Here is a 23744-nt window from a genome sequence, read left to right as displayed (position 1 = left end):
GCGCGCGCCGCCGCCCAGCCACAGCAGCGGGCGGCGCGCCTGCACGAAGCGCTCGGCCAGCGCGTCCACCGCGCGCTCGTCCGGCCGGGCCACGGCCACCGGCAGCGGCTCCAGGTCCAGCTCGGAAGGCATGTCGATCAGCGTGCCCTGGATGTCGATGGGCACCTCCACGCTCACCGGGCCGGCCGGCGCGGTCAGCGCGGTCTGCACCGCGAGCTTGAAGGTCGCCAGCGCCGTCTCCGCGCTGCGCACGCGCCAGGCGTCCTTGGAGACGGCCTTGAGCATGGTGAGCTGGTCCGGCGCCTCGTGGATGTAGGCCAGGTCGCGGTCGAGGTAGGGCACCTCGATCTGGCCGGTGATGTGCAGCAGCGGCGTGCCGGCGGTGATCGCCTCCACCATCGCGCCGGCGGCGTTGCCGGCCGCGGTGCCGGTGCTGGTCAGGCACACGCCCAGCGTGCCGGTGGTGCGGGCGCAGGCGTCGGCCATGTTGGTGGCGCCGGCCTCGCCGCGCGCCGGCACGAAGCGGATGGCGCCGCGCTCGGCGATCGCGTCCAGGATCGGCATGTTGTGGATCGAGATGACGCCAAAGGCTGCCTTGACGCCGCAGCGCTCCAGGAACGCGGCGATCGCATGTCCGACGGTGACTTTCATGGGGAACCTTCCGAACTACAGGGGAAAACGGATCAGATGTGGCGGGCCAGGCCGCCGGAGACATCGACGTGGCCGCCGGTCGTGTAGGACGACAGCGGCGTGCCCAGGAAGAAGATGGCTTGCGCCGCCTCCTCCGGCTTGCCCAGCCGGCCGAGCTGGATGCCCTTGCGCGCGGCCAGCGCGGCGGTCCACTGCGCCCAGCCCACGGACTTGTCCTCGCGCGCCTCGAAGCGGCGCTGCCACTGGCCCGACTCGACCAGCCCGATGAGGATGGAATTGACGCGGATGCCCAGCGGCGCGAACTCGGTGGCCATCGAGCGGATGAGGTTCTGCGTGCCCGCGCGCGCCGCCGAGGTGGCGACCATGTGCGCCTCGGGCTGCAGCGCCAGCAGCGAGTTCACGCACACCACCGCGGCCTTGCCGCTGCGCTGCAGCAGCGGCAGGAAGGCCCGCGTGGGGTAGACCAGCGAGAAGAATTTCAGGCGCAGCTCTTCGGTCCACGCCTCGTCGCTGGTGTCGGCGAAGGTGGAGACGCGCCCTTGTCCGGCGTTGTTGACCAGCACGTCCGCGCCGCCGAAGCGCTCTTCCACGCGGCGCGCGAAGCCTTCCACCTGCTCGCGCTGCAGCACGTCGCAGGCGTGCGCCAGCAGGCGCGCCTGCGGGAACTCCTCCAGCAGCTGGCGCTGCGCGGCCTGCAGCCGCGCTTCGTCACGGCCGCACAGGGCCACGGCGGCGCCGGCACGCAGGAACAGCCGCGCCGTGGCCAGGCCGATGCCTGAGCTGCCGCCGGTGACGACGGCGGTGGTGTCGTGGAGGTCGAAGGTCAACATGGGAAGGTTCCGGTTGCGTTGGAAACGTCAGCGCGCGCGGGCCTGTTGCAGCGCGATGGGCGCGGCCTCGGACGCGGGCGGCTCGCCGCTGTAGTTCAGCAGCGTGGACAGTTGGGTGGCGGCGCCGCGCACCTCGGCGACGAGCTTGGCGCGCTGCTCTTCGGGAATCTGGCCGCCGGGGACGGTCAGGCCGATGGCCGCCGCCACGTGGCCGTTCTCGCCGTAGACCGGCGCGGCCACGGTGGAGATGTGCGGCTCGAAGAAGCCTTCGGCCAGCACGTGGCCGCGGCTGCGCGTCTGCTGCACCAGCTCGAACAGCGCGTCGGCGTTGGCCGGCGTGTTGGGGCTGGTGCCTTCCAGCCGCGACTCGGGATAGAGATTGCGCAGTTGCGACAGCGACAGGTCGCTCAGCAGCACGTGGCCCAGCACCGTGGCATGCGCCGGCAGCCGCGTGCCGACGTTGACCGAGCTGGCGAAGGGCGAATTCGCTGCCGCGCGCTGGATGTAGACGATGTCGCGCCCGTCGCGCACCACCAGGCTGGCGGCGTAGCCGGTGGCGTCGCGCATGCGCTCCAGCAGCGGGCGGCCCAGCTCGTTGATGCTCTGAGAGGCCAGGTATTCGAAGCCCAGGCGCAGCACCGCCACGCCCAGCCGGTGCGCGCGGCCGTCCTCGGTGCGCTCGACGAAGCCCATGTTCTCCAGCGTCACCAGCAGCCGGAACACGGTGGAGCGCGGCACGCCCAGGCGCCGGGCCAGCTCGGGGGCCGTGAGCGTGGGCTCGCGGCGGCTGAATTCGCACAGCAGGCGCAACCCGCGCTCCAGGCCCGGGACGGTGTAGCGGTCGCTGTCGTTGTTGTTGTCGGCGTCAGCCATGGAGAGCTCCTTGGAAATGGGAAGAAAGGCAACGATCCAGTTCATCGTTGAACCGCCGCGCATCTTCCACATAGCAGGCATGCCCCACCCCGGGCAGGCGCACGAAGGGCGCGCCGGCCTCCAGCGCCACCGCCTCGCAGGCGTCCGGCGGCGTGATGCGGTCGTGCTCGCCGCACAGCACCGCGCGCGGCGCGGGCGCTTGGCGCAGGTGCGTCATCAGGTCGTCGTGGGCCAGCAGGTGCGCCGCCTGCAGGTAGCCGCCGGGCGTGGCGCGGGCCATGTTCCAGCGCACGCGCTCGATGGCCTGCGCATCGGCACGGCGGGCGCACAGGCCGGCGGCGCGCGTGGCGGCCAGGCCCTCGATGCCCAGGTGCTCGACCAGCTCGACGCGCTCGCGGTACTTGGCCTCGCGCAACGCCGGCTCGGCTTGGCCGTAGCCGCGGGCCGGGCTGGCCAGCACCAGGGCGCCCACGGCGTCCGGCCGCGCCGCGGCCCAGGCCGCGGCCACGATGGCGCCCAGCGAATGGCCCAGCAGCAGCGGCGTCTCGATCTGCAGCGCCTGCAGCCACTCGTCCAGCGCCCGCACGTAATGCCCGGCGCGCGGATGCGCCTCGGCCAGCGGGGTGGAGTCGCCGTAGCCGGGGGCGTCCCAGGCCAGGACGCGGTAGCGGTCGGCCAGCCCCTCGAACTGCCCCAGCCACGAGCCGGAGCCCGAGCCGATGCCGTGCAGCAGCACCAGCGCCGGACCGGTGCCGGCCTCGCGCCACGCCAGCTCGCCCTGCGAGCAGCGCACGCGGCGCAGCGAAGGAATCGACAGGCTCATGCCGCTCTCCGCCTCAGCGCTTGATCTTGGCGAGCGGGTGCTCGGGCGGATACGTGGGCGTGATCGGCTTGTTCGCACCCAGCATCACGCACATCAGCGCGTCCTCCTCGCCGATGTTGATCTCGCCGCGGTAGACGCCCGGCGGGATGGAGATCAGGTCGCGCTCGCCCAGGATGGCCTCCCAGGTCTGCCCGTCCTTCTCGCACATCACCTTGACCTTGCCGCGCAGCACGAAGAACACCTCTTCCACGTCGGTGTGCAGGTGCATCGGGCCCTCGTTGCCGGCCGGAATGATCATGGTCGAGAAGGTGAAGTGCTCGGCCGGCACCGTGTTGCTGTCGGCCGAAACCCCCGTGCCGCCGGTGCCCAGGTAGCGCATCTGCGCGCGGCGGTACTTCGGATCGAAGTCGGCCTGGAACTTCAGCGCGTTCCAGTCGTAGCGGCGCGTGCGGTGCAGCGCGCAGCGCGACTCCATCCACTGCTGAAAGCTCATGCCGGCGGGCGCCTCGGGCAGTTCGGGAAAGTCGGTGGTAGCGGATTGGGTCATGTTTGCCTCGTTGTGTTTCACTAATGAAACGTTGGACAGCCAGTAAAACGAAGTATAGGCTTCGTCTGCGCTGCGTCAAGCCATTCCCAATCACTGGACGGGGCGCGTTAACCCTGATGGCTGCCGCGAAAACGCCGTCTACGTTGAAGAGAACAGCAGTTCAGTAATGAACTTATGTTTCTCTTATGAACAACGCCGACAAGCTGTTGCCTGGCGCCCTGCCCCTTGGCCCTGAGCTGAACGACCGAAGCCTCATGAACACCGCTCCTCCTCCTTCTTCTTCTTCCTCACTTCTCCAGGGCCACCGTGTCCTCGTCACCGGCGGCGCGCGCGGCCTGGGACTGGAATTCGCGCGTGCCATCGCCGGGCACGGCGGGCGCGTCGTGATCGCCGACGTGCTGGACGAGCTCGCGCAGCAGGCCGCCGCCGCGCTGCGCGAGCGCGGGCTGGACGTGCAGGCGCTGGCGCTGGACCTGGCCGATCCGGCCTCGGTGGCGCACTGCGCCGAGGGGGCCGCCACGCTGCTGGGCGGCCTGGACGGGCTGGTCAACAACGGCGCGATCACGAACTCCGGCGGACGCTCGATGCAGGCGCTGGACACGGAGGTCTGGGACCGCGTGATGAACGTCAACGTGCGCGGCACCTGGCTCATGACGCGCGCCTGCGCGGCGGCGCTCCAGGCGTCCGGCCGCGGCAGCGTGGTCAACCTCGCCTCCGACACCCCGCTGTGGGGCGCGCCGAACCTGATGGCCTACGTCGCCAGCAAGGGCGCGGTCATCGCCATGACGCGCTCGCTCGCGCGCGAGCTGGGCGCGGACGGCATCACCGTCAACGCGGTGGCGCCGGGGCTGACGCTGGTGGAGGCCACGGAGTACGTGCCCGAGGCCCGGCAGCGCCTGTACGTGGAGCAGCGCGCGCTGCAGCGCGAGCAGCTGCCCGAGGACGTGAGCGGCGCGGTGGTGTTCGCGCTGTCGCCGCTGGCGCGCTTCGTCACCGGCCAGCTGCTGGCCGTCAACGGCGGCTTCGTCATGCACTGACCCACCGGCGCCGGGGCCTGCCTTTGCGCAGGCCGCGGCCCCCTCAGCACCCGTGAATCAAGCCGCGGCGACGCGGCCCGGACTCCTTTTGCCCGGCTGCCGGACGCCGTCCCGGCGGCCTGGGTTGACTCGTCCCGACGGCGGCACAGCACTCATTCACCAAGGAGACATTCGAATGAAACCCCGGCACCTCTCGCCCATCCTGGCCCTGGCCGCCACCCTCGTCACCGGCGCGCAGGCGCAGGGCACGGTCACGCTCTACGGCCTGGTGGACACCGGCGTGGAGCACGTGACCAACGTCGGCCCTTCGGGCGACGGCCTCACGCGCGTACCCACGCTCACCGCCACGCTGCCCTCGCGCTGGGGCCTGCGCGGCAACGAGGACCTGGGCAACGGCTTGCGCGCCGTGTTCACGCTGGAGTCCGGCCTGGCGCTGGACACGGGCACCTCCATGCAGGGCGGGCGCCTCTTTGGCCGGCAGGCCTTCGTCGGGCTGTCCGGCGACTGGGGCACCGTGTCGCTGGGGCGGCAGTACACGATGCTGTTCTGGTCGCTGCTGGACGCCGACATCCTGGGCCCCAACGTCTACGGCACCGGCTCGCTCGATAGTTACATCCCCAACGCCCGCGCCGACAACGCGCTGGCGTACCGGGGCACGTTCAAGGGCTTCACGGTGGGCGCCACCTACAGCCTGGGGCGCGACGCGGTGAACGCCGGTCCCAGCCCGGGCGGCACCAACTGCCCCGGCGAGAACGCGGCCGACCGCAGCGCCTGCCGCGAGTGGTCCGCGATGCTGAAGTACGACGCCGCGTCCTGGGGCGCCGCGCTGTCCATCGACGAGATCCGCGGCGGCCCGGGCGCCTTCGCGGGGCTGACCAGCAGCGGGCAGAAGGACACCCGCGTCTCGGCCAACGGCTACGTCAAGCTCTCGAACCTGAAGCTGAGCGCCGGCCTGCTGCGCCGCGACAACGAGGGCAACCCCGTGACGCCGCGCAGCGACCTCTGGTATCTGGGCGCGGCCTACAACCTGACGCCGGCATTCATGCTGGACGGCCAGCTGCACCAGCTGCGCTTCAAGGACAGCGACAACAAGGCCACGCTGCTGGGCCTGCGCGGCACCTACAGCTTCTCCAAGCGCACGGCGGTGTACGCCACGGTTGGTCACATCCGCAACGACGGCAGCCTGGCGCTGTCGGTCAGCGGCGGTGCTCCGGGCGCCAACCCGCTGGCCGGCGAGTCGCAGACGGGGGTGATGATCGGGATGCGGCACGCGTTCTGAGTCCGCCCGCCACGCCTTCAGGCGTGGCCCGCGCACCACCGCTGAAACTCCTGTGCCGGCAGCGGGCGGCAGATGACGTAGCCCTGCGCCATGTCGCACTTCAGCGCCGCCAGCTCGCCGAAGGTCTCGTCGTCCTCCACGCCCTCGGCCACCACCTGCAGGTGCAGGCTGTGCGCCAGCTCGATGGTGGAACGCACGATGGCGGTGGAGCCGTCGTCGTGCCGCATGGCGCGCACGAAGGACTGGTCGATCTTGATCGCGTCCACCGGCAGCCGTTGCAGGTACGACAGCGAGGAGTAGCCGGTGCCGTAGTCGTCGATCGCCAGGCGCAGGTCCAGCCGCTTGAGCCGCACCAGCGTCTCCATCGCGGCGACCGGGTCCAGCATCAGCGCGCTCTCGGTCAGCTCGAACTCGATCCAGTCCGGCTCGGCGCCCCAGGTCGCCAGCGCATGCTCGATGCGCTCCAGCAGCTTCGGGTCGTGCAGGTCGCGCGCGGACAGGTTGATCGACAGCGGCTGCGCGCGCTGGCCGGCTTCGTGCCAGGCGTGGCTCAGGCGCAGCGCCGCGTCCAGCATCCAGTAGGTCAGCGGCGTGATCAGGCCCGTCTGCTCGGCCAGCCCGATGAACTCGCCCGGGTTGACCTGCCCCAGCCGCGGGTGCTGCCAGCGCACCAGCGCCTCGGCGCCGCAGACCTCGGACGAGGCCATGCGCAGCTTGGGCTGGCAGTACAGCTGCAATTCGTCGCGCTCGATGGCGCCGCGCAGCTCGCTCATCAGCGCCATGCGCTGCGCCGATTCGCGGTCCAGCCCGATCTTGAACACCGCCACCGGCGTGCCCGCGCCGCGCGCCTGCGTCAGCGCGATGCCGGAGCGGCGGATCAGCCCGTCCCCGTCATGCGCGTGGCCGGGGAACAGGCTGATGCCGGCGCTGCAGTGGGCATCGAGCAGGAAGCCGGAGACGTCCACCGGCTCGTCCAGCGCCGCGACGCACTGCTGCGCCAGCCGGCATGCCGCCTCGGCACCCATGCGCGGCAGCAGCAGCGCGAACTCCGCTTCCGTGAGCCGGCCCAGCGTGCCGGCGCGGCCCACCAGCGCCTGCAGCCGCTGCCCGGCGGCGTCCACCAGGCGGTCCACCTCGCTGCTGCCCAGCGCCTCGTTGATCTCGCGCAGGTGTTCCAGGCCGATGCGCACGAAAGCCAGCGGCCGGCGCTCCTGCCGCGCCTCGGCGATGGCCTCCTCCAGCAGCTCGCGCAGCCGTGCCTGGTTGGGCAGGCCCGTCACGGCGTCGAAGTAGGCCATGCGGCGGATGGTGGCCTCGGCCGCCTCGGCCTTGACGCGGCTGCGCAGGGCGCCGATGCCATAACCCAGATCGGCGGCGGCGTTCATCAGCAGCTCGACCTCGTGCGCGTCGAACGCGTCGGTTTCCGCCGCCAGGATGTGGAAGGCGCCCGCCAGCCGGCCCTCGATGCGCAGCGGCAGCACCACCACCGAGCTGTAGCCGCGCTGCTGCGCGTCCTGGCGGAAGGGGTAGTCGGCCCTGTGCATCACGTCCTGGATCACCAGGGGCTGGCCGGCTTCCAGGTGCTCGGCCAGGGCCGGGCCGCTCCTGGAGTTCTTCCAGCGCCGAGGCAAGGCCAGGAAGCCTTCGTCCAGGCCGGCATGCGCCACGGGCTTGACCGCCAGCACGTCGTCTTCCGACTCGATGTAGCCCACCCAGGCCAGCCGGTAGCCGCCCTCTTCCACCGCCACGCGGCAGATCTCCTGCAGCAGCGCGGGCTCGTCGGCCGCCTGCAGCAGCGCGTGGTTGACGGCGGCGCGTGCGCGCAAGGCGCGGTTGAGGTGCCGCACCTCCGCCTCCGCATGCTCCTGGCGCTGGCGCAGCCGCACGACCTCCAGCCCGAAGGCCAGGTCGTCGGCCACTTCGTCCAGGACCTGCCGCTCCCGGCCGCCGAAGGCGTCGGCCTCGGGCGCGCCGATGGTCAGCGCCCCGAACACCTCGCCGTCGATGCGCAAGGGCAGCGCCAGCAGCGAGCCGATGCCGTAGCGGCGCGAGAACTCGCGCCACAGCGGCGGGAACTCGCCCCCATGGACGTCGTTGATCAGGAACGGCTTGCCGGTGCGAATGGCCGTGCCCGTGGCGCTGCGCCCGTGCTCGGTATCGCTCCAGCACAACACGGCGAGTTCTTTGCCATCGGTTTCAACGCCGGCCTGCGCCAGCACCGTGACGCTGCGCACTTCGTCGTGCTCGGCCCGGCCGATGCGCGCCAGCCGGTAGCCGGCCTCCTCGACCACCACCCGGCAGATGTCGCGCAGCAGCGCGTCCTGGTCCCGGGCGCGCAGCAGCGCGCGGTTGCAGCCGCTGAGCAGGCGCAAGGCGCGCTCCAGGCGGTCCCGTTCATCCTGCTGCGAGCCGATGTCCTGCATGGTGATGGTGAGGTTTCGCGGAAGGCCCGGGTGGGCCGGTGGCGTCCGTGTACGCCTTCCCGGACCAAACGTCAGCAGACCCCGGCGCCGGCTCGGGTATGGGTGTGGCGGCTCACTCCGGTGCCGATGCAACCGCCGACAGCGGGGAAGCCCTGAGGCATCACGCCACCGTCGTGCCCACCCTGAACACCGCCATGGCCTGCACCAGCTGCTCCGCCTGCTGCCGCAGGCTCGCGGCCGCGGCGGCGCTCTCTTCCACCAGGGCCGCGTTCTGCTGCGTCGCCTGGTCCATCTGGGCCACGGCCTCGCCGACCTGGGACACGCCCGCGCTCTGTTCGCGGCTGGCGGTGTTGATCTCGCCCACGATGTCCGTGACACGGGCGATCGACGCGACCACTTCCCGCATCGTCGTGCCGGCCTGGGCAACCAGGTGCGAGCCGCGGTCCACGCGCTCCAGGCTCGCGCCGATGAGCGCCTTGATCTCCCGGGCCGCCTCCGCGCTGCGCTGCGCCAGCGTGCGCACCTCGCCGGCCACGACGGCGAAGCCCCGGCCCTGCTCGCCCGCACGCGCCGCTTCCACCGCGGCATTGAGCGCCAGGATGTTGGTCTGGAACGCGATGCCGTCGATGGTGCCGATGATGTCCGCGATGCGGCTGGCGCTGTCGCTGATGCCCTGCATCGTCTCCACGACCTGCGCCATCGCGTCCCCGCCCTGCCGGGCCACCGTGGAGGCCGTTTGCGCCAGCTCGTTGGCCTGGCGCGCATGGTCCGCGTTGAGGCGGGCCGCGGAGCCCAGCTGTTCCATGGACGCCGCGGTTTCCTCCAGCGCGCTGGCCTGGGATTCGGTGCGGCCCGAGAGCTCGCCGTTGCCCTGGGCGATCTGCGCGCTGGCCGTCGCCACGCCCTGCGCATTGCCGCGCACGCCCTGCACGATGGACACCAGGCGCTGCCGCATGTGCCCCAGCGCGTGCAGCAGCTGGGCCGTCTCGTCCCGGCCGCGGGCCTGCGTCTGCACCGTGAGATCGCCGTCGGCGATGCGCTCCGCGACCGCGATGGCCTGGGCCAGGGGACGCGTGATCTGGCGCGTCATCCACGCCGCCAACGCGGATGCGAGGGCCACCAGCGCCACCAGCACGCCGATGACGCCGCTGCGCGAGCTTTCGTAGGTGCCGAGCGCCTCGGCCTCTGCGGTGTCGGCCGCCCGGCTGTTGAGCGCCGTGAGCTGCGCGAGCGCGTCGCGGATCTGGTTGAAGGTCTTGAAGGAGTCGCCGCCCAGCAGCCGGTCCAGCTCGGCCTTGCCCCCCAGCCCGGCGCGCGAGAGCGCGATCATGCGTTCGCTGATGGGCCAGTAGCGCGCCGCGCTCTGCTTGAACTGGTCCAGGGCCTGGCGCTCCTCGGCGGAGCGGGCCAACGGCTCATAGGTCTGCAGCTGCTGCGCCAGACGCTGCCGCTGGCCGGCAATGAACTGCTCCTGGCGCGCCTTGCCGGCCTCGTCCTCGGCGAGGTAGTGAACCAGCTCCGAACGGCGAATCTCGTTCATGGTGAGGTTGATCTCGTCCACGACCTTGATGCTGGGCAGCCGGTACGCGGCGATCTCATGGGTACTGGCATGGACCCGGCCGAGTTGCAGCAGCGAGAAGCCGCCCAGCGCCACGGCCAGCGCCACGATGCACAGGAATGCCACGCCCAGCTGGGTACGCAGCTTCAGATTCGACAGTCGAAGCATGGTCCGATGCCCGATCAGGTCGGCTGCCCGTGGAAGGCCTTGTTGGCGATCTTCCAGCCCTCGGCTGTCTTCAGCAGCACGAAGTAGTCGCTGAAGGTCGTGGCGCCGTGCACCAGCGTGACCTTGGCGCAGGCGGCGCTGCCCTGCACGTCGATCCAGTCGATGACGCGGCGCCGCGTCGACTCATCGGCAGCCGGCGTGCCCTTGAAGCGCTCGCAGTACACGTCGAGCGGCCAGGACGTGAACACGCCCTCGCGCATGGATTCGATGTGCGCCGTCGGCAGGAAGGCCGCGCGCATGTGCGAGGCGTCGTCCCGGGCATGGCCGAGGAAGTACTGCTCGATCGGCGCGCACGCCGCGGCCTGCTCGGGGCTCAGGCCCGAGAGGTCAAGCGCCTGGTTGTTCCGGAAAGAGATGCCCTGCGGAGTTGCCCCCGCAACTTGATGAGCCATGGAGCGCTTTCATGTGAACCATGCGCCTCACCACAGCGGGCTTTGTGAAGCGCGGTTGTCGCGACCTGAGCCCGGCGTTCTCACGCCGGCACGGGCGCCGCGGCGACGGACATGCCGATACCGGTACGCACGCCCCGCCAGGCTCCGAAGGCCGGGCGGCGTGGTGACGATCCGTATCGCATGCCGAATTGTATACACCATTGCGTGCGATCAAGGCGCGGACACGCGCCCTGTGCAAGGCCCGCGCGGCACATCGCGGCCCGGTCCCGCCCGTTGGGAGCTGGCTGGCGTTTACGCGGCCTCGTGCGCTGCGCCCGCATCCAGCGCCGCCGTGGAGCCGCGCACGACCAGCGTGGGCATCAGCACCCGCGTGGACGGCGCCAGCGCCGGCTCGCGCAGGTGCTCCATGAACAGCGACGCGCCCTGCGCGCTCATCTGCTCCACCGCCACGCGCACGGTGGTCAGCGGCGGGTCGATCAGGTCCACCAGCGGCATGTCGTTGTGGCCCACCAGCGAGAGGTCGCGCGGCACGGCCAGCCCCTGCGCGCGCAGCACGTCCAGCGCGCCCAGCGCGATCAGGTCGTTGGCCGCGAACAGCGCCGTGGGGCGCGGCCCGGCGTGCAGCAGCCGCCCGGCCGCGTCCTGTCCCGCGGCGCGGGTGAAGGCCGCGGCTTCCACCACCGGGCAGGCCTCGAAGCCCGGGGCGCGCGTCATCTCCTCGAAGGCCGCGCGGCGCGCCCGGCCCGTCGATGAGGCGGCCGGGCCGGCGATGTGCGCGATGCGGCGGTGGCCCAGGCCGCGCAGGTGCTCCAGCACCAGCCGCACGCTCTCGCGGTCGTCGCTGACCACGCTGGAGAACTCGCGGTCGCCCGAGCCCCGGTTCACCAGCACCGTGGGCAGCCGGCGTTGCCGGGCCACCTCCAGCATCGGGTCGTCGCTCTCGGCCGCCAGGATCAGCAGCCCGCTCACCTGCCGGTTGGCCAGCGCCACGATCAGCTCCCGCCGCTCGGCCGGCGCCACCGGCGTCTGCGCCACCAGGCACAGCAGGCGGTGGCGCCGCAGCGCCTGCTCCAGCCCCTGCACGATCGGGCCGAACAGCGGGTTGCCCAGGTCCGGCACCACGATGGCGGCGATGTTGGTCTGCCGCGTGCGCAGCGAGGCCGCCACCGCGTTGGGCTGGTAGCCCAGCTCGCGCGCGATGCGCTCGATCTCCGCCCGCTTGTCCGGCGACACCTTGCCGCTGACGCCGCGCAGCGCCCGCGACACCGTCGCCGGATGCACGCCCGCGGCCCGGGCGATGTCGTCGATCGTCACCGGCCCGGCGGCAGCGGCAGTTGAGGCGGTCATGGCGATTCCAGAAGCGGGCAAACGTTTGCCTCCATTTTAGGCCTCTCCGTCCGGTAGCGGTCAAGCGCCCGGTGTGAAGCCGTTTGGTCACCAGGGAAAGCGCCTTGACTCTGCGCCGCACTGTCGCCTACGCTGAAGGCAATCGATTGCCCTACAGGAGACCTTGAATGAGCACCGACCGACCCTTGCCTTCCTCCAGCCCGGAGGCGTTGCTGGCCGCCGTGCTGCGCGCCAACGAGGGGACCCGCGATCCGCGCCTGAAGCAGGTACTGGCCGCGGCGGTCCGGCACCTGCACGCCTTCGCGCTGGAGGTGGAGCTCACGCCGGACGAGCTGCAGGCCGGGCTCGATTTCCTGGTGGCCATCGGCAAGGCCACGGGGCCGCGCAAGCACGAGGGGATCCTGCTGGCCGACATCCTGGGCCTGGCCACGCTGGTGCAGTTGCGCAGCGCGCGCCACGCCATGGAGGCCGGCGGCACCGAGCCGGCGCTGGTGGGCCCCTTCTGGCGCGCCAACCAGCCGCTGCGGCCCCACGGCGCCACCATCAGCTCGGCGTCCACGCCGGGGCCGCGGCTGACGGTGACCGGCCGCGTGACCACGCTCGACGGCCAACCCATCGCCGGCGCGCGGGTCGAGACCTGGCAGGCCTCGCCCAAGGGCCTGTACGACAACCAGGACCCCGAGCAGGAGGACATGAACCTGCGCGGCCGTTTCGAGACCGACGCGCAGGGCCGCTTCTCCTTCGTCAGCGTGCGGCCCGCCGGTTACCCGGTGCCCACCGACGGCCCCTGCGGCGAGCTGCTGGCGGCGCAGGGCCGCAAGGTGATGCGCCCGGCGCACCTGCACTTCATCGCCGCGGCCGAGGGCTACCGGGTGCTGGCGACGCAGTTCTTCGACATCGAGGACCCCAACGCCTTCGAGGACGTGGTGTTCGGCGCCGTGGGCTCGCTGCTGCGCCGCTTCGAGCCCGATGGCGAGGGCGGTTACCGCCTCGACGTGGAGCTGCGGCTGGAGCCCGGCGAGACGCGCCTGCCCCACTGCCCGCTGCCCTGAACCGCCTGCCCCACTGGAGAACCACCATGCAAGAAAGAAGCTTTGCCCCGCGCGACCGCCTGGACGGGCAGGTTGCCGCCATCACCGGCGGCAGCGGCGCCATCGGCAGCGCCACCGCCGCGCGGCTGGCCGCGCTCGGCGCGCGCATCGTGCTGCTGCACAAGGACGCGCCGCGGCAGGCGGCCGAGGTGCTGTCCACGCTGCCCGGCGGCGGGCACCTGGCGGTGCCGGCCTCGGTGACCGACAGCGCCTCGCTGGCGGCAGCGGCCGAGGAGGTGAAGGCCCGCACCGGCGGCGCGTCGATCCTGGTCAACGCGGCGGGCTTCACGCGGCCCGTGCCGGCGGCCGACCTGGATGCGCTGAGCGACGGCCTGATCGACGACATCTTCGCCGTCACCTGGCGCGGCAGCTTCGCCGCCCTGCGCGCCTTCGCGCCGCAGTTGCGCGCCTGCGAGGATGGTCTGGTGGTCAACGTCTCCTCCATCGCCGCCTTCACCGGCCTGGGCAGCAACCTGGCCTACGCGGCGGCCAAGGCCGGCGTGGATGCGACCACCCGGGCGCTGGCGAAGACGCTGGGGCCGCAGATTCGCGTGCTGGCCGTCTCGCCGGGCGTGGTGGACACCGCCTTCGTCACCGGGCGCGACGCGGACTTCAACCAGCGTGTGGGCGCCACGCTGCCGCTGCGGCGCGTCGGCACGGCCGACGACGTGGCCGCCGCCATCGTTGCGTGCGCGACTTCGCTGCGCTACGCCACCGGCAGCATCCTGGTGGTGGACGGCGGGCGCCACCTGGGCTGAGCGGGAGGAGCATGACCATGGACCCGCTCACCGTCCTGACCTGTGCCGTGACCGGCAACCTGACCCGGCCCGAGCAGTCGCCGCATCTGCCGATCACGCCGTCGCGGATCGTCGAGGACTGCCTGGCCGCCGCCGAGGCCGGCGCCGCCGCCGTGCACATCCACGTGCGCGACCCGAAGACCGGCGCGCCCTCGATGGACCTCGATCTCTACGCCCAGGTGGTGCAGGCCATCCGGCGCCACGACCCGGCCGTGATCATCAACCTCACCACCGGCCCCGGCGGGCGCTTCGTGCCCGGCGAGGACGACCCGCGCGTGGCGGGCCCCGGCACCACGCTGCTGCCGGCCGAGCGCCGCGTGGAGCACATCACCGCGCTGCGCCCGGACATCTGCTCGCTGGACCTCAACACCATGAACTCCGGCGAGCAGGTGGTGATGAACACGCCGCGCAGCGTCGCGCGCATGGCCCGGCTTATCCGCGAGGCCGGCGTGGTGCCGGAGCTGGAGTGCTTCGACAGCGGCGACCTGGTGCTGGCCCGCAAGCTCATGGACGACGGCGTGCTGGAGGCGCCGGGCCTGTTCACGCTGGTGCACGGCGTGCGCTACGCCATGCCCTTCTCGCCGGCCACCATGGCGCACGCCCGCTCGCTGTTGCCGGCGGGTGCCGCCTGGTCGGCCTTTTCCATCGGCCGCCACGCCTTCCCCGCGGTGGCGCAGGCCTTCCTGCTCGGCGGCAACGTGCGCATCGGCCTGGAGGACACGGTGGTCCTCGACCGCGGCGTGCTGGCGCGCGGCAACGCGGAGCTGGTCGCCAAGGCGCGGCGCATCGTCGAGGACCTGGGCGGCCGGCTGGCCTCCGCCGCCGAGGCGCGCAGCCTCTGGAAGCTGCCGGAAAGCAACCGGCGTTGATTCCGCATCCACTTCACCCCGGCCCATGCGGCCGGGACATCGACCCATCGAGGAGCACACCATGAGCACCAACACCCCTGGGCGCAAGCTCGTCCTCAGCCAGCAGGCGGCCGACGCCGCGGCGCTGGCGCCGCAGCTGCTGCCGGCTGAAATGCCCGTCCCACCCGAGGGCCACGCCGTGGTCGAGGTGAAGGCGGCGGCCGTCAATCCCAGCGACGTCAAGGCCGCGCTGGGGCTGATGCCGCATGCCGTGTGGCCGCGCACGCCCGGGCGCGACTTCGCCGGCGTGGTCGTGGCCGGGCCGGCCGAGTGGCGCGGCGTGGAGGTGTGGGGCACCGGCGGCGACCTCGGCATGGTGCGCGACGGCACCCATGCCCGCTACCTGGTGCTGCCGCTGCGCGCCCTGAGCCGCAAGCCCGCCGGCGTGTCGCTGGCCGCGGCCGCCACGGTGGGCGTGCCCTTCATCACCGCTCACGAGGGGCTGCGCCGCGCCGGGCTGCGCGGACGCGGGCAGACGGTGCTGGTGCTGGGCGCCAACGGCAAGGTGGGGCAGGCCGCCATCCAGCTCGCCACCCGCTCCGGTGCCCGCGTGCTGGGCGTGGAGCGCGACGGCAGCCGCTACGTCGGCCATGCCAGCGACGAGGTGCAGGTGTTCCGCGCGGGCGATCCGGCGCTGGCGCAGCGCATCCTGGACGCGACGCAGGGACGCGGCGCGGACATCGCCTACAACACCGTGGGCTCGCCCTACTTCCAGCTCGCGCTGGACACGCTGGCCGTGGGCGGCACGCAGGTGCTGATCTCCACCATCGAGCGCAGCGTGCCCTTCGACATCCTGGCCTTCTACCGGCGCAACCTGCAGATGCTGGGCGTGGACAGCCTGAAGCTCAGCGCCGCCGAGTGCGCCGATACGCTCAATGCGCTGCTCCCCGGCTTCGACGATGGTTCGCTCAAGGCCTTCGACGTGGACGACGCGACGCTGCTGCCGCTGGAGCAGGCGGCCGAGGCCTACCGGCGCGTGCTCTCCGGCTCCATGGAGCGCGTGGTGCTCGCGCCTTGAGGGGGACGGCCATGCATGTCGTCCGTATCGAGGAAGCGCCGCGCTACGGCGCGCCCGGCCACGCGCTCATGGCCATGCGCCGGCTGCAGGGCCGCGAGGCCGGACCGGCCGACCAACTGTGGATCGGCCTGTCCGTGATCGAGCCCGGCGGCGGCACCAGCCTCGCGGCCTCGGCAGTCGAGAAGTTCTACGTCGTGCTCGAAGGCGAGCTGGAAGTGGGCACGCAGGGCGATGCCCCCGCGACGGCCCGGCTCCAGGCGCTGGACAGCTGCCGCATCGCGCCGGGCGAGCCGCGCCGGCTGCTCAACCCCGGCACGGTGCCGTGCAGGGTGCTACTGGTGATGCCGCAAGCGCCCGCGACGGCACAGCCCTTGGCGGCGGAGCGCTGATTTTTTGGGGCGTTCGGGCAATCGATTGCCCTGGCACCAGTCATCAACCAGACACAGGAAGACAGATGAAATACAGGAGACAAGTGATGACCGTGTGTGACGGCCACCCGAGCAAACCCGTCACACCCGCGCAGGCGGGTGTCCACGAACACCGGGCGGCATCTCGGCCAGGGTGGATGCCCGCCTTCGCGGGCATGACGGGATTACTTCACCGGCCATCGCGAACTGGAATGAAGGGCGCCGTAGCGGCCTTGCTGCTGGGCTGCGGCAGCGGTGCCTGGGCGCAGGCCGCGGGCGCCGGCAGCGTGACGGTCTATGGCCGCGTCAACACCGGCATCGAGCACGTGCGCGTCAGCGGTTCGGAACTGGGCAACCTGACGCGGCTGAGCAACTACCGATCCGTCATCGGCTTCCGCGGCGAGGAGGCGCTGGGAGACGGGCTGAAGGCGATCTGGCAGATCGAGGGCGGCGTGTCGGTGGACACCGGGGCCGGCAACATCGCCAACCGCGACACGCGGGTGGGCCTGTCGGGCCCGTGGGGCACGGTGTTCGCGGGCGTGTGGACCTTGCCCTACACCTCGGCCACCGCCGGCTTCGACCCCTTTTATCCGACCACGGCGGGCTACATGGCGCTGATGGGCAACGGCTCCGCGCCGAACGCCACGCACCTGTCGGACACGAGTTCCTTCGACCGGCGCCAGGCGAACCAGGTGCAGTACTGGTCGCCGAAGTGGAAGGGCCTGTCGGCCCGCATCGCGCATGGCCTGCGGGAGGACACCCACCCCGACACCGGCAGCAAGCCCTCGCTGTGGTCCGGCTCGCTGAGCTGGGAGGGCGGCCCCTGGCAACTCACCGCCGCGCACGAGCGCCATCACAACTACCAGACGGCCGACAGCACCGACACGGCCAGCAAGCTGGGCGCGGCCTGGCAATCGGGCCCCGCGCGGGTGGCGGCGGTGGTGGAGCGGCTGCGCTACGGCACGGCCTCGGGCGAGCTCACGCGCAACGCCTGGTACCTCTCCGGCACCTACCGCCTGGGCGCGGGCAGCCTGCGCGTGGGCTATGCGCGCGCGGCCGAGGGCAAGGGGCCGTCCGCCGAGACGGTCGGCTTCTTCCGCAGCGGCGCGGACACCGGCGCCTCGCAGCTCACGCTGGGCTATGAGCACGGGCTGTCCAAGCGCACGGCGCTGTACGCCTTCTACAGCCGTATCCGCAACGAGCGCGCGGCGATCTATGACTTCGCCATCAACGAGATCGGCGTCGCCGCGGGCCAGCGGCCGTCCGTCCTGGCCGTGGGCCTGCGCCACAGCTTCTGAGCCGCGAAGCGGCCTTCAGCCTCCTGCACGAGTCCTGTCCTTTCGAAGGAGTCTCTCCATGGTTTCCGTTCTGAAATCCGTTCGCGCCGCCCTCGCCGTCGCGCTGTCCCTCGGCACCGCGTCCGCCTTTGCGCAGGCGCCGGCCGCTTCCGGCAAGCCCATCACCTTCGTCGTGCCGTTCACGGCCGGCTCGGGCACCGACGTGGTGGCGCGCGTGCTCAGCGACCACCTCTCCAAGGCGCTGGGCCAGACCATCGTGGTGGACAACAAGCCCGGCGCCGGCGGCACGCTGGGCGCGGCGCAGGTGGCCTCGTCCGCGCCGGACGGCCACACGGTGCTGATCCACTCGGCCGGGCACGTGGCCAACGCGGCGCTGTACCCGAAGCTGAAGTACGACACGCTCAAGGACTTCACGCCGGTGGTGATGCTGGCGACGCTGCCCAACGTGCTGGTGGTGTCGCCGGCCAGCGGCCTCCGCAGCGTCGAGGAACTGGTGCGCAAGGCCCAGCCCGGCAGGATGACCTACGCCTCCGCGGGCAACGGCAGCGCCACGCACATCAACGCGGAGAAATTCCGCATCGCCGCGAAGATCCAGGCCGCGCACGTGCCTTACCGCGGCACGCCGCCGGCGCTGCTGGACGTGGTGGGCGGGCAGGTGGACTGGTACTTCGCGCCGCTGGTCAGCGCGCTGCCGCTGATCCACGAGCAGAAGCTCGTGCCGCTGGCCGTGGGCTCGCAGGCCCGTTCCGCGGCGCTGCCCAAGGTGCCCACCACGGTGGAGGCTGGCTACACCGGCTCGGACTACACCTTCTGGGTCGGCATGTTCGTGCCGTCCCGCACGCCGGCCGAGCTCGTCAAGCGCCTGTCCGCCACCACCGCCCAGGTGCTGCAGCTGCCGGAGGTCAAGGCCGCCCTGGCCAAGGTGGGCGCCGAGGTGCCCACGCTGACGCAACAGCAGTTCGCCGACAGCGTGGCGCAGGAGATGGCGACGACCGCATCGCTCATCCGGCAGGCGGGGATCAAGGTCGATTGAGCCAACTACAACATACGCGAATTACCCCAACCGATTCCGAAGCTTCCCTTCGTTGATCCGCCCTTTGCATGCCGAAAGCAACCTTCCCCGGTTGCCGTGGCATGGCGTATGAGGAAGGTAGAGGGCGAACAAGGGGACAACAGGAACCCAGCTCGACAGGGTGGGCGCTGAGGAGCTGGATGTCTCGCGTATGTTGTCTTGCGTCACGTGCCGGTTGACCCGGCAACGATCCGCGCGCGCATCCGCCGTGAATACCTGTCCCGATCGGCGCCAGGGCGGGGACCGTAGGGCACCCGCCGCGGCTCAGGTATAGCTGCGCATGCCAGGGGCGCGCACGGCCGGCACGGGCGGTACCGCCTGGGGGCTGCTGCGGTTGAACAGTCCCAGCCGCTGGGCTTCGAGGGCCGCCTCGGCACGCGAGCTCACGTTGAGCTTGCGGTAGATCTGCTTGACGTAGTCGGCGATGGTGTGGCGCGACAGGTTCAGCTGCACGCCGATCTCCGGCAACGTGAAGCCCTTGGCCACGCGCAGCAGCACGTCGCGCTCGCGCTCCGTGAGCTTCACGTGCGGGATCAGGTCGGCGTCGGGCTTGGGCAGCGCGGCGAAGTAAGCCATGACGCGCCGCGCGATGGACGGCGACAGCGGCGGCTCGCCCTGGCTGATGCGCCGCAGCTGGTCGGCAATGAGCTCGCGCGGCTGCTCCTTGAGGATGTAACCGTAGGCGCCGGCCTGTAGCGCGGGAAACAGGTGGTCGTCGTCATCGTGGATGCTCACGACCACCGACTGCGCATGCGGTTGCTTTTCGCGCAGCGCCGACACCACGTCCACGCCGGAGCCGTCCGGCAGGCCCAGGTCGATCAGCGCCAGGTCGAAGCGCATCACGGAGATCAGCCCGAAGGCGTCGTGTACCCGGGCGCTTTCCGCAATGCGCGCCTGAGGAAACAGCTCATTGGTCAGGCTCTTGAGCCATGTACGGATTTGCGGCAAGTCTTCCAGGATCAGGATGTTTTCCATTGCACCTCCCATGCATGTAGTAGCGCGCGCAGCGTTCCCCGGCTGCACGCCCACGCGTGTTAAGCACAATGCCTGCCATCGTGGGCCGGCCGGCCCGGCCGTCATGACAACGCGTGCGAGCAGCTCTCCTTCATGGCGCCGTTGCGGTCGAACCAGGCTTCGGCCAAGTGGCGTATTTGCGCATCGTTGGCCAGGATGCGCTCCATGAGGCAAGACCTCGCCGCAAGCTGCTCGCCCGCCAGAACCGTCTGTCGGGCAACGCTTTGAAGCTCGTCGATCAGGCTGTCGCAAGCGTCTTCCAGGCGTGCGACCTCCTTCCAGTCGCCGCGTTGCGCGGCCGCCAGCATGTTGGCACTGGCCGCTTCAATGGCTTCGTAGTAACTCAGCAGGGGTGTGTCCATGGGTCGAGCGAAGCATGTTGTGAGCGCCGTCGTTGCTGCCCTTATCGGCACGTGCGCGCGCCTGTTGAGCGCAACCGGCCATCTCGATAGGTATCCGTTGTCCACCGTGCTTCGCACGGCCCACGACTCGGGAAAATTGGGCCGGTTGCTTTCTAGGTGTCCGCAAGCGCCAGCCGCAGCGTCATGCTGAAGGTGCTGCCTTCGCCCGGGCTGCTGTGCCCAGGTTGGCGCGGCTGGCTCTGGAGCCTCGGCCGTTGGACGACCCTGGTGCGGGCAGTGTCCCGCGTTGAAGGTACGGCCCCCGTGGCGCACAGTGGACACCAGGAGCCCGCCATGCCAGCGCTGCGTCCCGCCGTCGTGGACGGCCTGTTCTACCCCGCCGCGGCGCCGGCGCTGCGCGCGGAGATCGCCGCGCTGCTGGCCGGCGCCGCCAGTGCGCCGGCCGCCAGCGCGCCCAGGCTGTTGATCGCGCCGCATGCCGGCTACACCTATTGCGGCCCGGTGGCTGCCTCGGCCTACGCGCTGCTGAGCCAGGGCCGCGCCGCCGGCGTGCGCCGGGTGGCCGTGCTGGGTCCCGCGCATCGCGTGCCGCTGCGCGGGCTGGCCTTCCCCTCGGCACAAGCCTTCGCGACGCCGCTGGGCGAGGTGCCCGTGGACACGGCCGCCTTGCGCGGCCTCGGCGACCTGCCCCAGGTGCGCTGCGACGACCGCGCTCATGAGCACGAGCACGCCATCGAGGTGCAGCTGCCCTTCCTGCAGGCCGTGCTGGGCGACTTCGCGCTGGTGCCGCTGGTGGTGGGCGAGGCCGACGCCGAAGAGGTGGCGCAGGTGCTGGAGCGGCTGTGGGACGGTGCCGGGACGCTGGTGGTCATCAGCTCCGACCTCTCGCACTACCTGGGCCACGCCGAGGCCCAGGCACTGGACCGCGCGACGGCGCGGCGCATCCTGGCCGGCGAGCCCGCGCTCGAAACGCACGAGGCCTGCGGCGCCACCGCCATCAACGGCGCCCTGCTGCTGGCCCGGCGCCACGGCCTGCGCGCGCGGCTGCTCGATCTGCGCAACTCCGGCGACACCGCAGGCGACCGCCACCGCGTCGTTGGCTACGGCGCCATCGTCTTCGAGGAGGACGCCGGATGAGCGACCACCCGGGCCGCTGGTGGCACCTGCTCGACGACGGGCGGCTGCAGTGCGACCTGTGCCCGCGCGACTGCAGGCTGCACGAGGGCCAGCGCGGGCTGTGCTTCGTGCGCCGGCGCGTGGACGACGCCATGGTCCTCACCACCTACGGGCGCAGCTCGGGCTTCTGCATCGACCCCATCGAGAAGAAGCCGCTGAACCACTTCCTGCCCGGCTCCAGCGTGCTGTCCTTCGGCACCGCGGGCTGCAACCTGGCCTGCCGCTTCTGCCAGAACTGGGACATCTCCAAGAGCCGCGAGATGGACCGCCTGATGGACCAGGCCTCGCCACAGGACATCGCGCAGGCCGCCCGCCGGCATGGGGCGCGCAGCGTGGCCTTCACCTACAACGACCCGGTGATCTTCGCCGAGTACGCCATGGACACCGCCGATGCCTGCCGCGCGCTGGGCCTCCACAGCGTGGCGGTGACGGCGGGCTACATCCACGCGGCACCGCGGCACGAGTTCTTCGCGAAGATGGACGCCGCCAACGTGGACCTCAAGGGTTTCAGCGAAGCGTTCTATTTCAGGCAGACCGGCGCGCACCTGGCGCCGGTGCTGGACACGCTGCAATACCTGCAGCACGAGACGGGCTGCTGGCTGGAGATCACCACGCTGCTGATCCCGGGCCTCAACGACGGCGACGGCGAGATCCGGGCGCTGTCGCGCTGGGTCGCCGACGATCTCGGCCCGGACGTGCCGCTGCACTTCACGGCCTTCCATCCGGACTACAAGCTGCGCGACCTGCCGCCCACCCCGGCCCTCACGCTCACGCGCGCCCGCGCCATGGCGCGTGAACAGGGACTGCGCTACGTCTACACCGGCAACGTGCACGACGCCGAGGGCGGCACCACGTACTGTCCCGGCTGCGGCGCCGCGCTGGTGCAGCGCGACTGGCACCTGGTGACGCACTGCGAGCTGGACGCCGATGGCCGCTGCCCGCACTGCGCCACCCGCGTGGCCGGGCACTTCGAGCGCTTCGAACGCGGCTTCGGCCGCCGGCGCATCCCGCTGCGCGGGATCGCGGCCTGAGGCTCAGAAGCCCGCGGGCTTCATCTCAACGCATCGCACAGCTCGCTGAGGCTGACGACTTCCAGGTCCGGCGCCTCCGGGTGCGGCCACAACGCCTGGACCCGGTTGTTCCAGACCGCCTGCATGCCGGCGTTGCGCGCGCCCAGCACGTCCAGCAGCACGTCGTCGCCCACGTGCAGCACCTCGTGCGGCTGCACGCCTGCGGCGGCCGCGGCCGCGTGGAAGATGCGCGGGTCCGGCTTGGGCACGCCGAAGTCGAGCGCGGCGACGCTGGCGCTGAAGAAGCGGTCCAGCCCCATGCGCGCGAGATCGGAGTTGCCGTTGGACAGGCTCACCAGCGGATAACGCGCGGCCAGGAACTCCAGCGCCGGCAGCGCGTCGGCGAACAGCGTCACGTTCTGGCGCTCGGCAAAGAACACGTCGAACGCGGGCTCGGCCAGCAGCGGGTCGTCCCCGGCCTGCTCCAGCGCCAGGCGGATCGACTCCAGGCGCAGCGCGCTCAGGTCATGCTTGAGATCGGGCCGCTCCCGGCCGACATGGTTGCGGATCTCGCGCAGCGCCTCGGGGCTGGAGAACAGTGCCGCGGTGTTCGGCGCGTTGATCGCGAGCCATTCGTGCAGCACCTTCTCGGCACGGTCGATGGTCGGCCAGATCGGCCACAGCGTGTCATCCAGGTCCAGCGAGATGGCCCGGATTCGTTGCAGGTTCAGCATGCGGCGCAGAGTACTTGATGGCGCAAACGCCGCCCTCGCGCGAGTCCGTATACCTTCGGCCTACCTCGGACATGCTCCACAGAGCCCATTCACATGCAACACACCCGCCTTCTCGCCAGCCTGGCCGCCGCCACCTTGTGCGCAGCCTGCGGCCCCAAGCCCACCATGCCCCTGGCCGTGCCGGAACAGCTGGAAGCGGTGGGTCCCTCGGGCCAGCCGCCGCGCGTGACGGTCGAGCGCATCGGCGTGTTCAAGGACGACCTGGCCTATGGCGACCGGCGCGGCGTCTACATCATCCGCGACACCCGCACCGGGCGCGAGTTCATCGGCGTGAGCGGCATCGGCATCAGCGAGCTGGGCAGCCACGGCGTGCAGAGCGGCAAGAACAGCAACTTCCTCAAGGACGAACGCTGAACGTGCCCGGTTGACCACGCACCTCAAGACGGCGCCGGCGTCTGGCCAAGCGGCGTCGGACCTGGCTGCTCAGGCCCCGACAGGCGAGGCCGCCGAATACTCCTTGAGGCGGTTGTAGAGCGTCTTCATGCTGATCCCAAGCGCCGCGGCGGCCTGTTCCTTGTTCTGCTTGAAATGCCGCAACGTGGCCAGGATCAGCTGGCGCTCCATCTCCGCCATCGACGTTCCGATCGGCAGCGTCAAGACAGGCTCACCCGTGCCGGCGCCCGTGGCGCGCTGCCTCGCGGCTTCGCTGCCGGGCAGCCACTCGTCGGTGATCTGCTCGCCCTCGGCCATCACGAAGGCACGCTGCACCACGTTGCGCAGCTCGCGCACGTTGCCCGGCCAGCGGTAGGCGGAGAGCTTCTCCAGCGCCGCGGGCGTGAAGCGCTTGCGCACGTTCTCGCGCTCGCACA

At 71.3% G+C, this 23744-nt stretch carries 25 protein-coding genes; 12 read left to right on the top strand and 13 right to left on the bottom strand.

The genetic code is table 11. From position 1 onward, the window contains the following. From Q0741_RS06305 to Q0741_RS06285, 5 genes are all read right to left on the bottom strand, one after another. Positions 1 to 651: thiamine pyrophosphate-binding protein (locus Q0741_RS06305; RefSeq protein WP_298232347.1), on the bottom strand; the 651-nt coding region annotated here is incomplete at its 3' end. Positions 652 to 683: 32 nt separating this feature from the next. Continuing rightward, the gene (locus Q0741_RS06300) at positions 684 to 1481 is read right to left on the bottom strand and encodes an SDR family oxidoreductase (RefSeq protein WP_298232346.1); all 798 of its coding nucleotides are present in this window, start codon (positions 1479 to 1481) and stop codon (positions 684 to 686) included. A gap of 27 nt (positions 1482 to 1508) precedes the next feature. Next, positions 1509 to 2354, bottom strand: a complete 846-nt coding sequence (locus Q0741_RS06295) for an IclR family transcriptional regulator (protein ID WP_298232345.1) — start codon at positions 2352 to 2354, stop codon at positions 1509 to 1511. After that, positions 2347 to 3177 (bottom strand): alpha/beta hydrolase, encoded by an 831-nt coding sequence (locus Q0741_RS06290; protein ID WP_298232344.1) that lies wholly within the window; start codon positions 3175 to 3177, stop codon positions 2347 to 2349. The genes Q0741_RS06295 and Q0741_RS06290 overlap by 8 nt, the downstream gene beginning before the upstream one ends. 13 nt (positions 3178 to 3190) lie before the next feature. After that, a complete protein-coding gene (locus Q0741_RS06285) occupies positions 3191 to 3670 on the bottom strand; it encodes a cupin domain-containing protein (protein WP_298232348.1) in 480 nt (159 codons plus the stop codon). A 308-nt stretch (positions 3671 to 3978) separates the two neighbouring features. On the opposite strand from Q0741_RS06285, the gene Q0741_RS06280 reads away from it, so the two are divergent. After that, the gene (locus Q0741_RS06280) at positions 3979 to 4761 is read left to right on the top strand and encodes an SDR family oxidoreductase (protein ID WP_298232343.1); all 783 of its coding nucleotides are present in this window, start codon (positions 3979 to 3981) and stop codon (positions 4759 to 4761) included. A gap of 175 nt (positions 4762 to 4936) precedes the next feature. Further along, a complete protein-coding gene (locus tag Q0741_RS06275; RefSeq protein WP_298232342.1) occupies positions 4937 to 6040 on the top strand; it encodes a porin in 1104 nt (367 codons plus the stop codon). 17 nt (positions 6041 to 6057) lie between these two features. Here Q0741_RS06275 and Q0741_RS06270 read toward each other — a convergent pair whose 3' ends face one another. From Q0741_RS06270 to Q0741_RS06255, 4 genes are all read right to left on the bottom strand, one after another. Continuing rightward, complete coding sequence (locus tag Q0741_RS06270) at positions 6058 to 8463, bottom strand: GGDEF domain-containing protein (protein WP_298232341.1); 2406 nt, start codon at positions 8461 to 8463, stop codon at positions 6058 to 6060. A gap of 160 nt (positions 8464 to 8623) precedes the next feature. Beyond that, positions 8624 to 10189 carry a methyl-accepting chemotaxis protein gene (locus Q0741_RS06265; RefSeq protein WP_298232340.1) on the bottom strand — a complete coding sequence of 522 codons (1566 nt, stop codon included), beginning with the start codon at positions 10187 to 10189 and terminating at the stop codon, positions 8624 to 8626. 14 nt (positions 10190 to 10203) lie between these two features. Next, positions 10204 to 10641, bottom strand: coding sequence for a nuclear transport factor 2 family protein (locus Q0741_RS06260; RefSeq protein WP_298232339.1), 438 nt, complete (start codon positions 10639 to 10641; stop codon positions 10204 to 10206). Positions 10642 to 10932: 291 nt separating this feature from the next. Then, entirely contained in the window at positions 10933 to 11988 is a 1056-nt protein-coding gene (locus Q0741_RS06255; RefSeq protein WP_298232338.1) for a LacI family DNA-binding transcriptional regulator, read from the bottom strand. A gap of 167 nt (positions 11989 to 12155) precedes the next feature. Here Q0741_RS06255 and Q0741_RS06250 point away from each other — a divergent pair, with 167 nt between their 5' ends. The 7 genes from Q0741_RS06250 (at position 12156) to Q0741_RS06220 (ending at position 18540) form a co-directional block, all read left to right on the top strand. Beyond that, positions 12156 to 13040: a dioxygenase gene (locus tag Q0741_RS06250; protein WP_298232337.1), complete on the top strand. Its 885-nt coding sequence runs from the start codon at positions 12156 to 12158 to the stop codon at positions 13038 to 13040. Positions 13041 to 13066: 26 nt separating this feature from the next. Further along, a complete protein-coding gene (locus Q0741_RS06245; RefSeq protein ID WP_298232336.1) occupies positions 13067 to 13837 on the top strand; it encodes an SDR family NAD(P)-dependent oxidoreductase in 771 nt (256 codons plus the stop codon). 17 nt (positions 13838 to 13854) lie between these two features. Then, positions 13855 to 14745, top strand: a complete 891-nt coding sequence (locus Q0741_RS06240) for a 3-keto-5-aminohexanoate cleavage protein (RefSeq protein ID WP_298232335.1) — start codon at positions 13855 to 13857, stop codon at positions 14743 to 14745. A 61-nt stretch (positions 14746 to 14806) separates the two neighbouring features. Further along, positions 14807 to 15802, top strand: coding sequence for a zinc-binding alcohol dehydrogenase family protein (locus Q0741_RS06235; protein ID WP_298232334.1), 996 nt, complete (start codon positions 14807 to 14809; stop codon positions 15800 to 15802). Positions 15803 to 15813: 11 nt separating this feature from the next. Then, entirely contained in the window at positions 15814 to 16191 is a 378-nt protein-coding gene (locus tag Q0741_RS06230; protein ID WP_298232333.1) for a cupin domain-containing protein, read from the top strand. A 230-nt stretch (positions 16192 to 16421) separates the two neighbouring features. Further along, a complete protein-coding gene (locus tag Q0741_RS06225) occupies positions 16422 to 17507 on the top strand; it encodes a porin (RefSeq protein ID WP_298232332.1) in 1086 nt (361 codons plus the stop codon). A 58-nt stretch (positions 17508 to 17565) separates the two neighbouring features. Continuing rightward, positions 17566 to 18540 carry a tripartite tricarboxylate transporter substrate binding protein gene (locus Q0741_RS06220; protein WP_298232331.1) on the top strand — a complete coding sequence of 325 codons (975 nt, stop codon included), beginning with the start codon at positions 17566 to 17568 and terminating at the stop codon, positions 18538 to 18540. Positions 18541 to 18843: 303 nt separating this feature from the next. Here Q0741_RS06220 and Q0741_RS06215 read toward each other — a convergent pair whose 3' ends face one another. Then, positions 18844 to 19554 carry a response regulator transcription factor gene (locus Q0741_RS06215; RefSeq protein WP_298232330.1) on the bottom strand — a complete coding sequence of 237 codons (711 nt, stop codon included), beginning with the start codon at positions 19552 to 19554 and terminating at the stop codon, positions 18844 to 18846. A 101-nt stretch (positions 19555 to 19655) separates the two neighbouring features. Then, the gene (locus Q0741_RS06210; protein WP_298232329.1) at positions 19656 to 19955 is read right to left on the bottom strand and encodes a flagellar protein FliT; all 300 of its coding nucleotides are present in this window, start codon (positions 19953 to 19955) and stop codon (positions 19656 to 19658) included. Between the two features lie 333 nt (positions 19956 to 20288). Between Q0741_RS06210 and amrB the strand changes: the two genes are divergently transcribed. Together amrB and amrS are read left to right on the top strand one after the other, a co-directional pair. After that, entirely contained in the window at positions 20289 to 21092 is an 804-nt protein-coding gene (gene amrB, locus Q0741_RS06205; RefSeq protein ID WP_298232328.1) for an AmmeMemoRadiSam system protein B, read from the top strand. Continuing rightward, positions 21089 to 22162: an AmmeMemoRadiSam system radical SAM enzyme gene (gene amrS, locus Q0741_RS06200; protein ID WP_298232327.1), complete on the top strand. Its 1074-nt coding sequence runs from the start codon at positions 21089 to 21091 to the stop codon at positions 22160 to 22162. Before amrB ends, amrS begins: the two co-directional genes overlap by 4 nt. 20 nt (positions 22163 to 22182) lie before the next feature. On the opposite strand, the gene Q0741_RS06195 is transcribed toward amrS, so the two are convergent. Beyond that, on the bottom strand, positions 22183 to 22875 hold the full coding sequence (locus tag Q0741_RS06195; protein WP_298232326.1) for an HAD family hydrolase: 693 nt from the start codon (positions 22873 to 22875) through the stop codon (positions 22183 to 22185). A gap of 93 nt (positions 22876 to 22968) precedes the next feature. On the opposite strand from Q0741_RS06195, the gene Q0741_RS06190 reads away from it, so the two are divergent. Then, a complete protein-coding gene (locus Q0741_RS06190; protein ID WP_298232325.1) occupies positions 22969 to 23289 on the top strand; it encodes a hypothetical protein in 321 nt (106 codons plus the stop codon). A 69-nt stretch (positions 23290 to 23358) separates the two neighbouring features. On the opposite strand, the gene Q0741_RS06185 is transcribed toward Q0741_RS06190, so the two are convergent. Next, positions 23359 to 23744 (bottom strand): helix-turn-helix domain-containing protein (locus Q0741_RS06185; RefSeq protein WP_298232324.1); only part of this gene is annotated, 386 nt, incomplete at its 5' end.

The sequence above is a fragment of the uncultured Azohydromonas sp. genome (assembly GCF_937926365.1).
Lineage (GTDB): Bacteria > Pseudomonadota > Gammaproteobacteria > Burkholderiales > Burkholderiaceae_C > Azohydromonas.
The sequence above is the reverse complement of the archived record's forward strand: the minus strand, read 5'-3'. Positions and strand labels throughout refer to the sequence as shown.

Bases quoted from the DNA above. Each gene is read 5' to 3' on its own strand.
- Q0741_RS06285 (WP_298232348.1), bottom strand. From the start codon at position 3,670: ATGAGCTTTCAGCAGTGGATGGAGTCGCGCTGCGCGCTGCACCGCACG.
- Q0741_RS06230 (WP_298232333.1), top strand. From the start codon at position 15,814: ATGCATGTCGTCCGTATCGAGGAAGCGCCGCGCTACGGCGCGCCCGGC.
- amrB (WP_298232328.1), top strand. From the start codon at position 20,289: ATGCCAGCGCTGCGTCCCGCCGTCGTGGACGGCCTGTTCTACCCCGCC.
- Q0741_RS06235 (WP_298232334.1), top strand. From the start codon at position 14,807: ATGAGCACCAACACCCCTGGGCGCAAGCTCGTCCTCAGCCAGCAGGCG.
- Q0741_RS06270 (WP_298232341.1), bottom strand. From the start codon at position 8,463: ATGCAGGACATCGGCTCGCAGCAGGATGAACGGGACCGCCTGGAGCGC.
- Q0741_RS06290 (WP_298232344.1), bottom strand. From the start codon at position 3,177: ATGAGCCTGTCGATTCCTTCGCTGCGCCGCGTGCGCTGCTCGCAGGGC.
- Q0741_RS06245 (WP_298232336.1), top strand. From the start codon at position 13,067: ATGCAAGAAAGAAGCTTTGCCCCGCGCGACCGCCTGGACGGGCAGGTT.
- Q0741_RS06300 (WP_298232346.1), bottom strand. From the start codon at position 1,481: ATGTTGACCTTCGACCTCCACGACACCACCGCCGTCGTCACCGGCGGC.
- Q0741_RS06295 (WP_298232345.1), bottom strand. From the start codon at position 2,354: ATGGCTGACGCCGACAACAACAACGACAGCGACCGCTACACCGTCCCG.
- Q0741_RS06275 (WP_298232342.1), top strand. From the start codon at position 4,937: ATGAAACCCCGGCACCTCTCGCCCATCCTGGCCCTGGCCGCCACCCTC.
- Q0741_RS06280 (WP_298232343.1), top strand. From the start codon at position 3,979: ATGAACACCGCTCCTCCTCCTTCTTCTTCTTCCTCACTTCTCCAGGGC.
- Q0741_RS06220 (WP_298232331.1), top strand. From the start codon at position 17,566: ATGGTTTCCGTTCTGAAATCCGTTCGCGCCGCCCTCGCCGTCGCGCTG.
- Q0741_RS06240 (WP_298232335.1), top strand. From the start codon at position 13,855: ATGGACCCGCTCACCGTCCTGACCTGTGCCGTGACCGGCAACCTGACC.
- Q0741_RS06260 (WP_298232339.1), bottom strand. From the start codon at position 10,641: ATGGCTCATCAAGTTGCGGGGGCAACTCCGCAGGGCATCTCTTTCCGG.
- Q0741_RS06250 (WP_298232337.1), top strand. From the start codon at position 12,156: ATGAGCACCGACCGACCCTTGCCTTCCTCCAGCCCGGAGGCGTTGCTG.
- Q0741_RS06265 (WP_298232340.1), bottom strand. From the start codon at position 10,189: ATGCTTCGACTGTCGAATCTGAAGCTGCGTACCCAGCTGGGCGTGGCA.
- Q0741_RS06215 (WP_298232330.1), bottom strand. From the start codon at position 19,554: ATGGAAAACATCCTGATCCTGGAAGACTTGCCGCAAATCCGTACATGG.
- Q0741_RS06190 (WP_298232325.1), top strand. From the start codon at position 22,969: ATGCAACACACCCGCCTTCTCGCCAGCCTGGCCGCCGCCACCTTGTGC.
- Q0741_RS06255 (WP_298232338.1), bottom strand. From the start codon at position 11,988: ATGACCGCCTCAACTGCCGCTGCCGCCGGGCCGGTGACGATCGACGAC.
- Q0741_RS06210 (WP_298232329.1), bottom strand. From the start codon at position 19,955: ATGGACACACCCCTGCTGAGTTACTACGAAGCCATTGAAGCGGCCAGT.
- Q0741_RS06195 (WP_298232326.1), bottom strand. From the start codon at position 22,875: ATGCTGAACCTGCAACGAATCCGGGCCATCTCGCTGGACCTGGATGAC.
- amrS (WP_298232327.1), top strand. From the start codon at position 21,089: ATGAGCGACCACCCGGGCCGCTGGTGGCACCTGCTCGACGACGGGCGG.
- Q0741_RS06225 (WP_298232332.1), top strand. From the start codon at position 16,422: ATGAAGGGCGCCGTAGCGGCCTTGCTGCTGGGCTGCGGCAGCGGTGCC.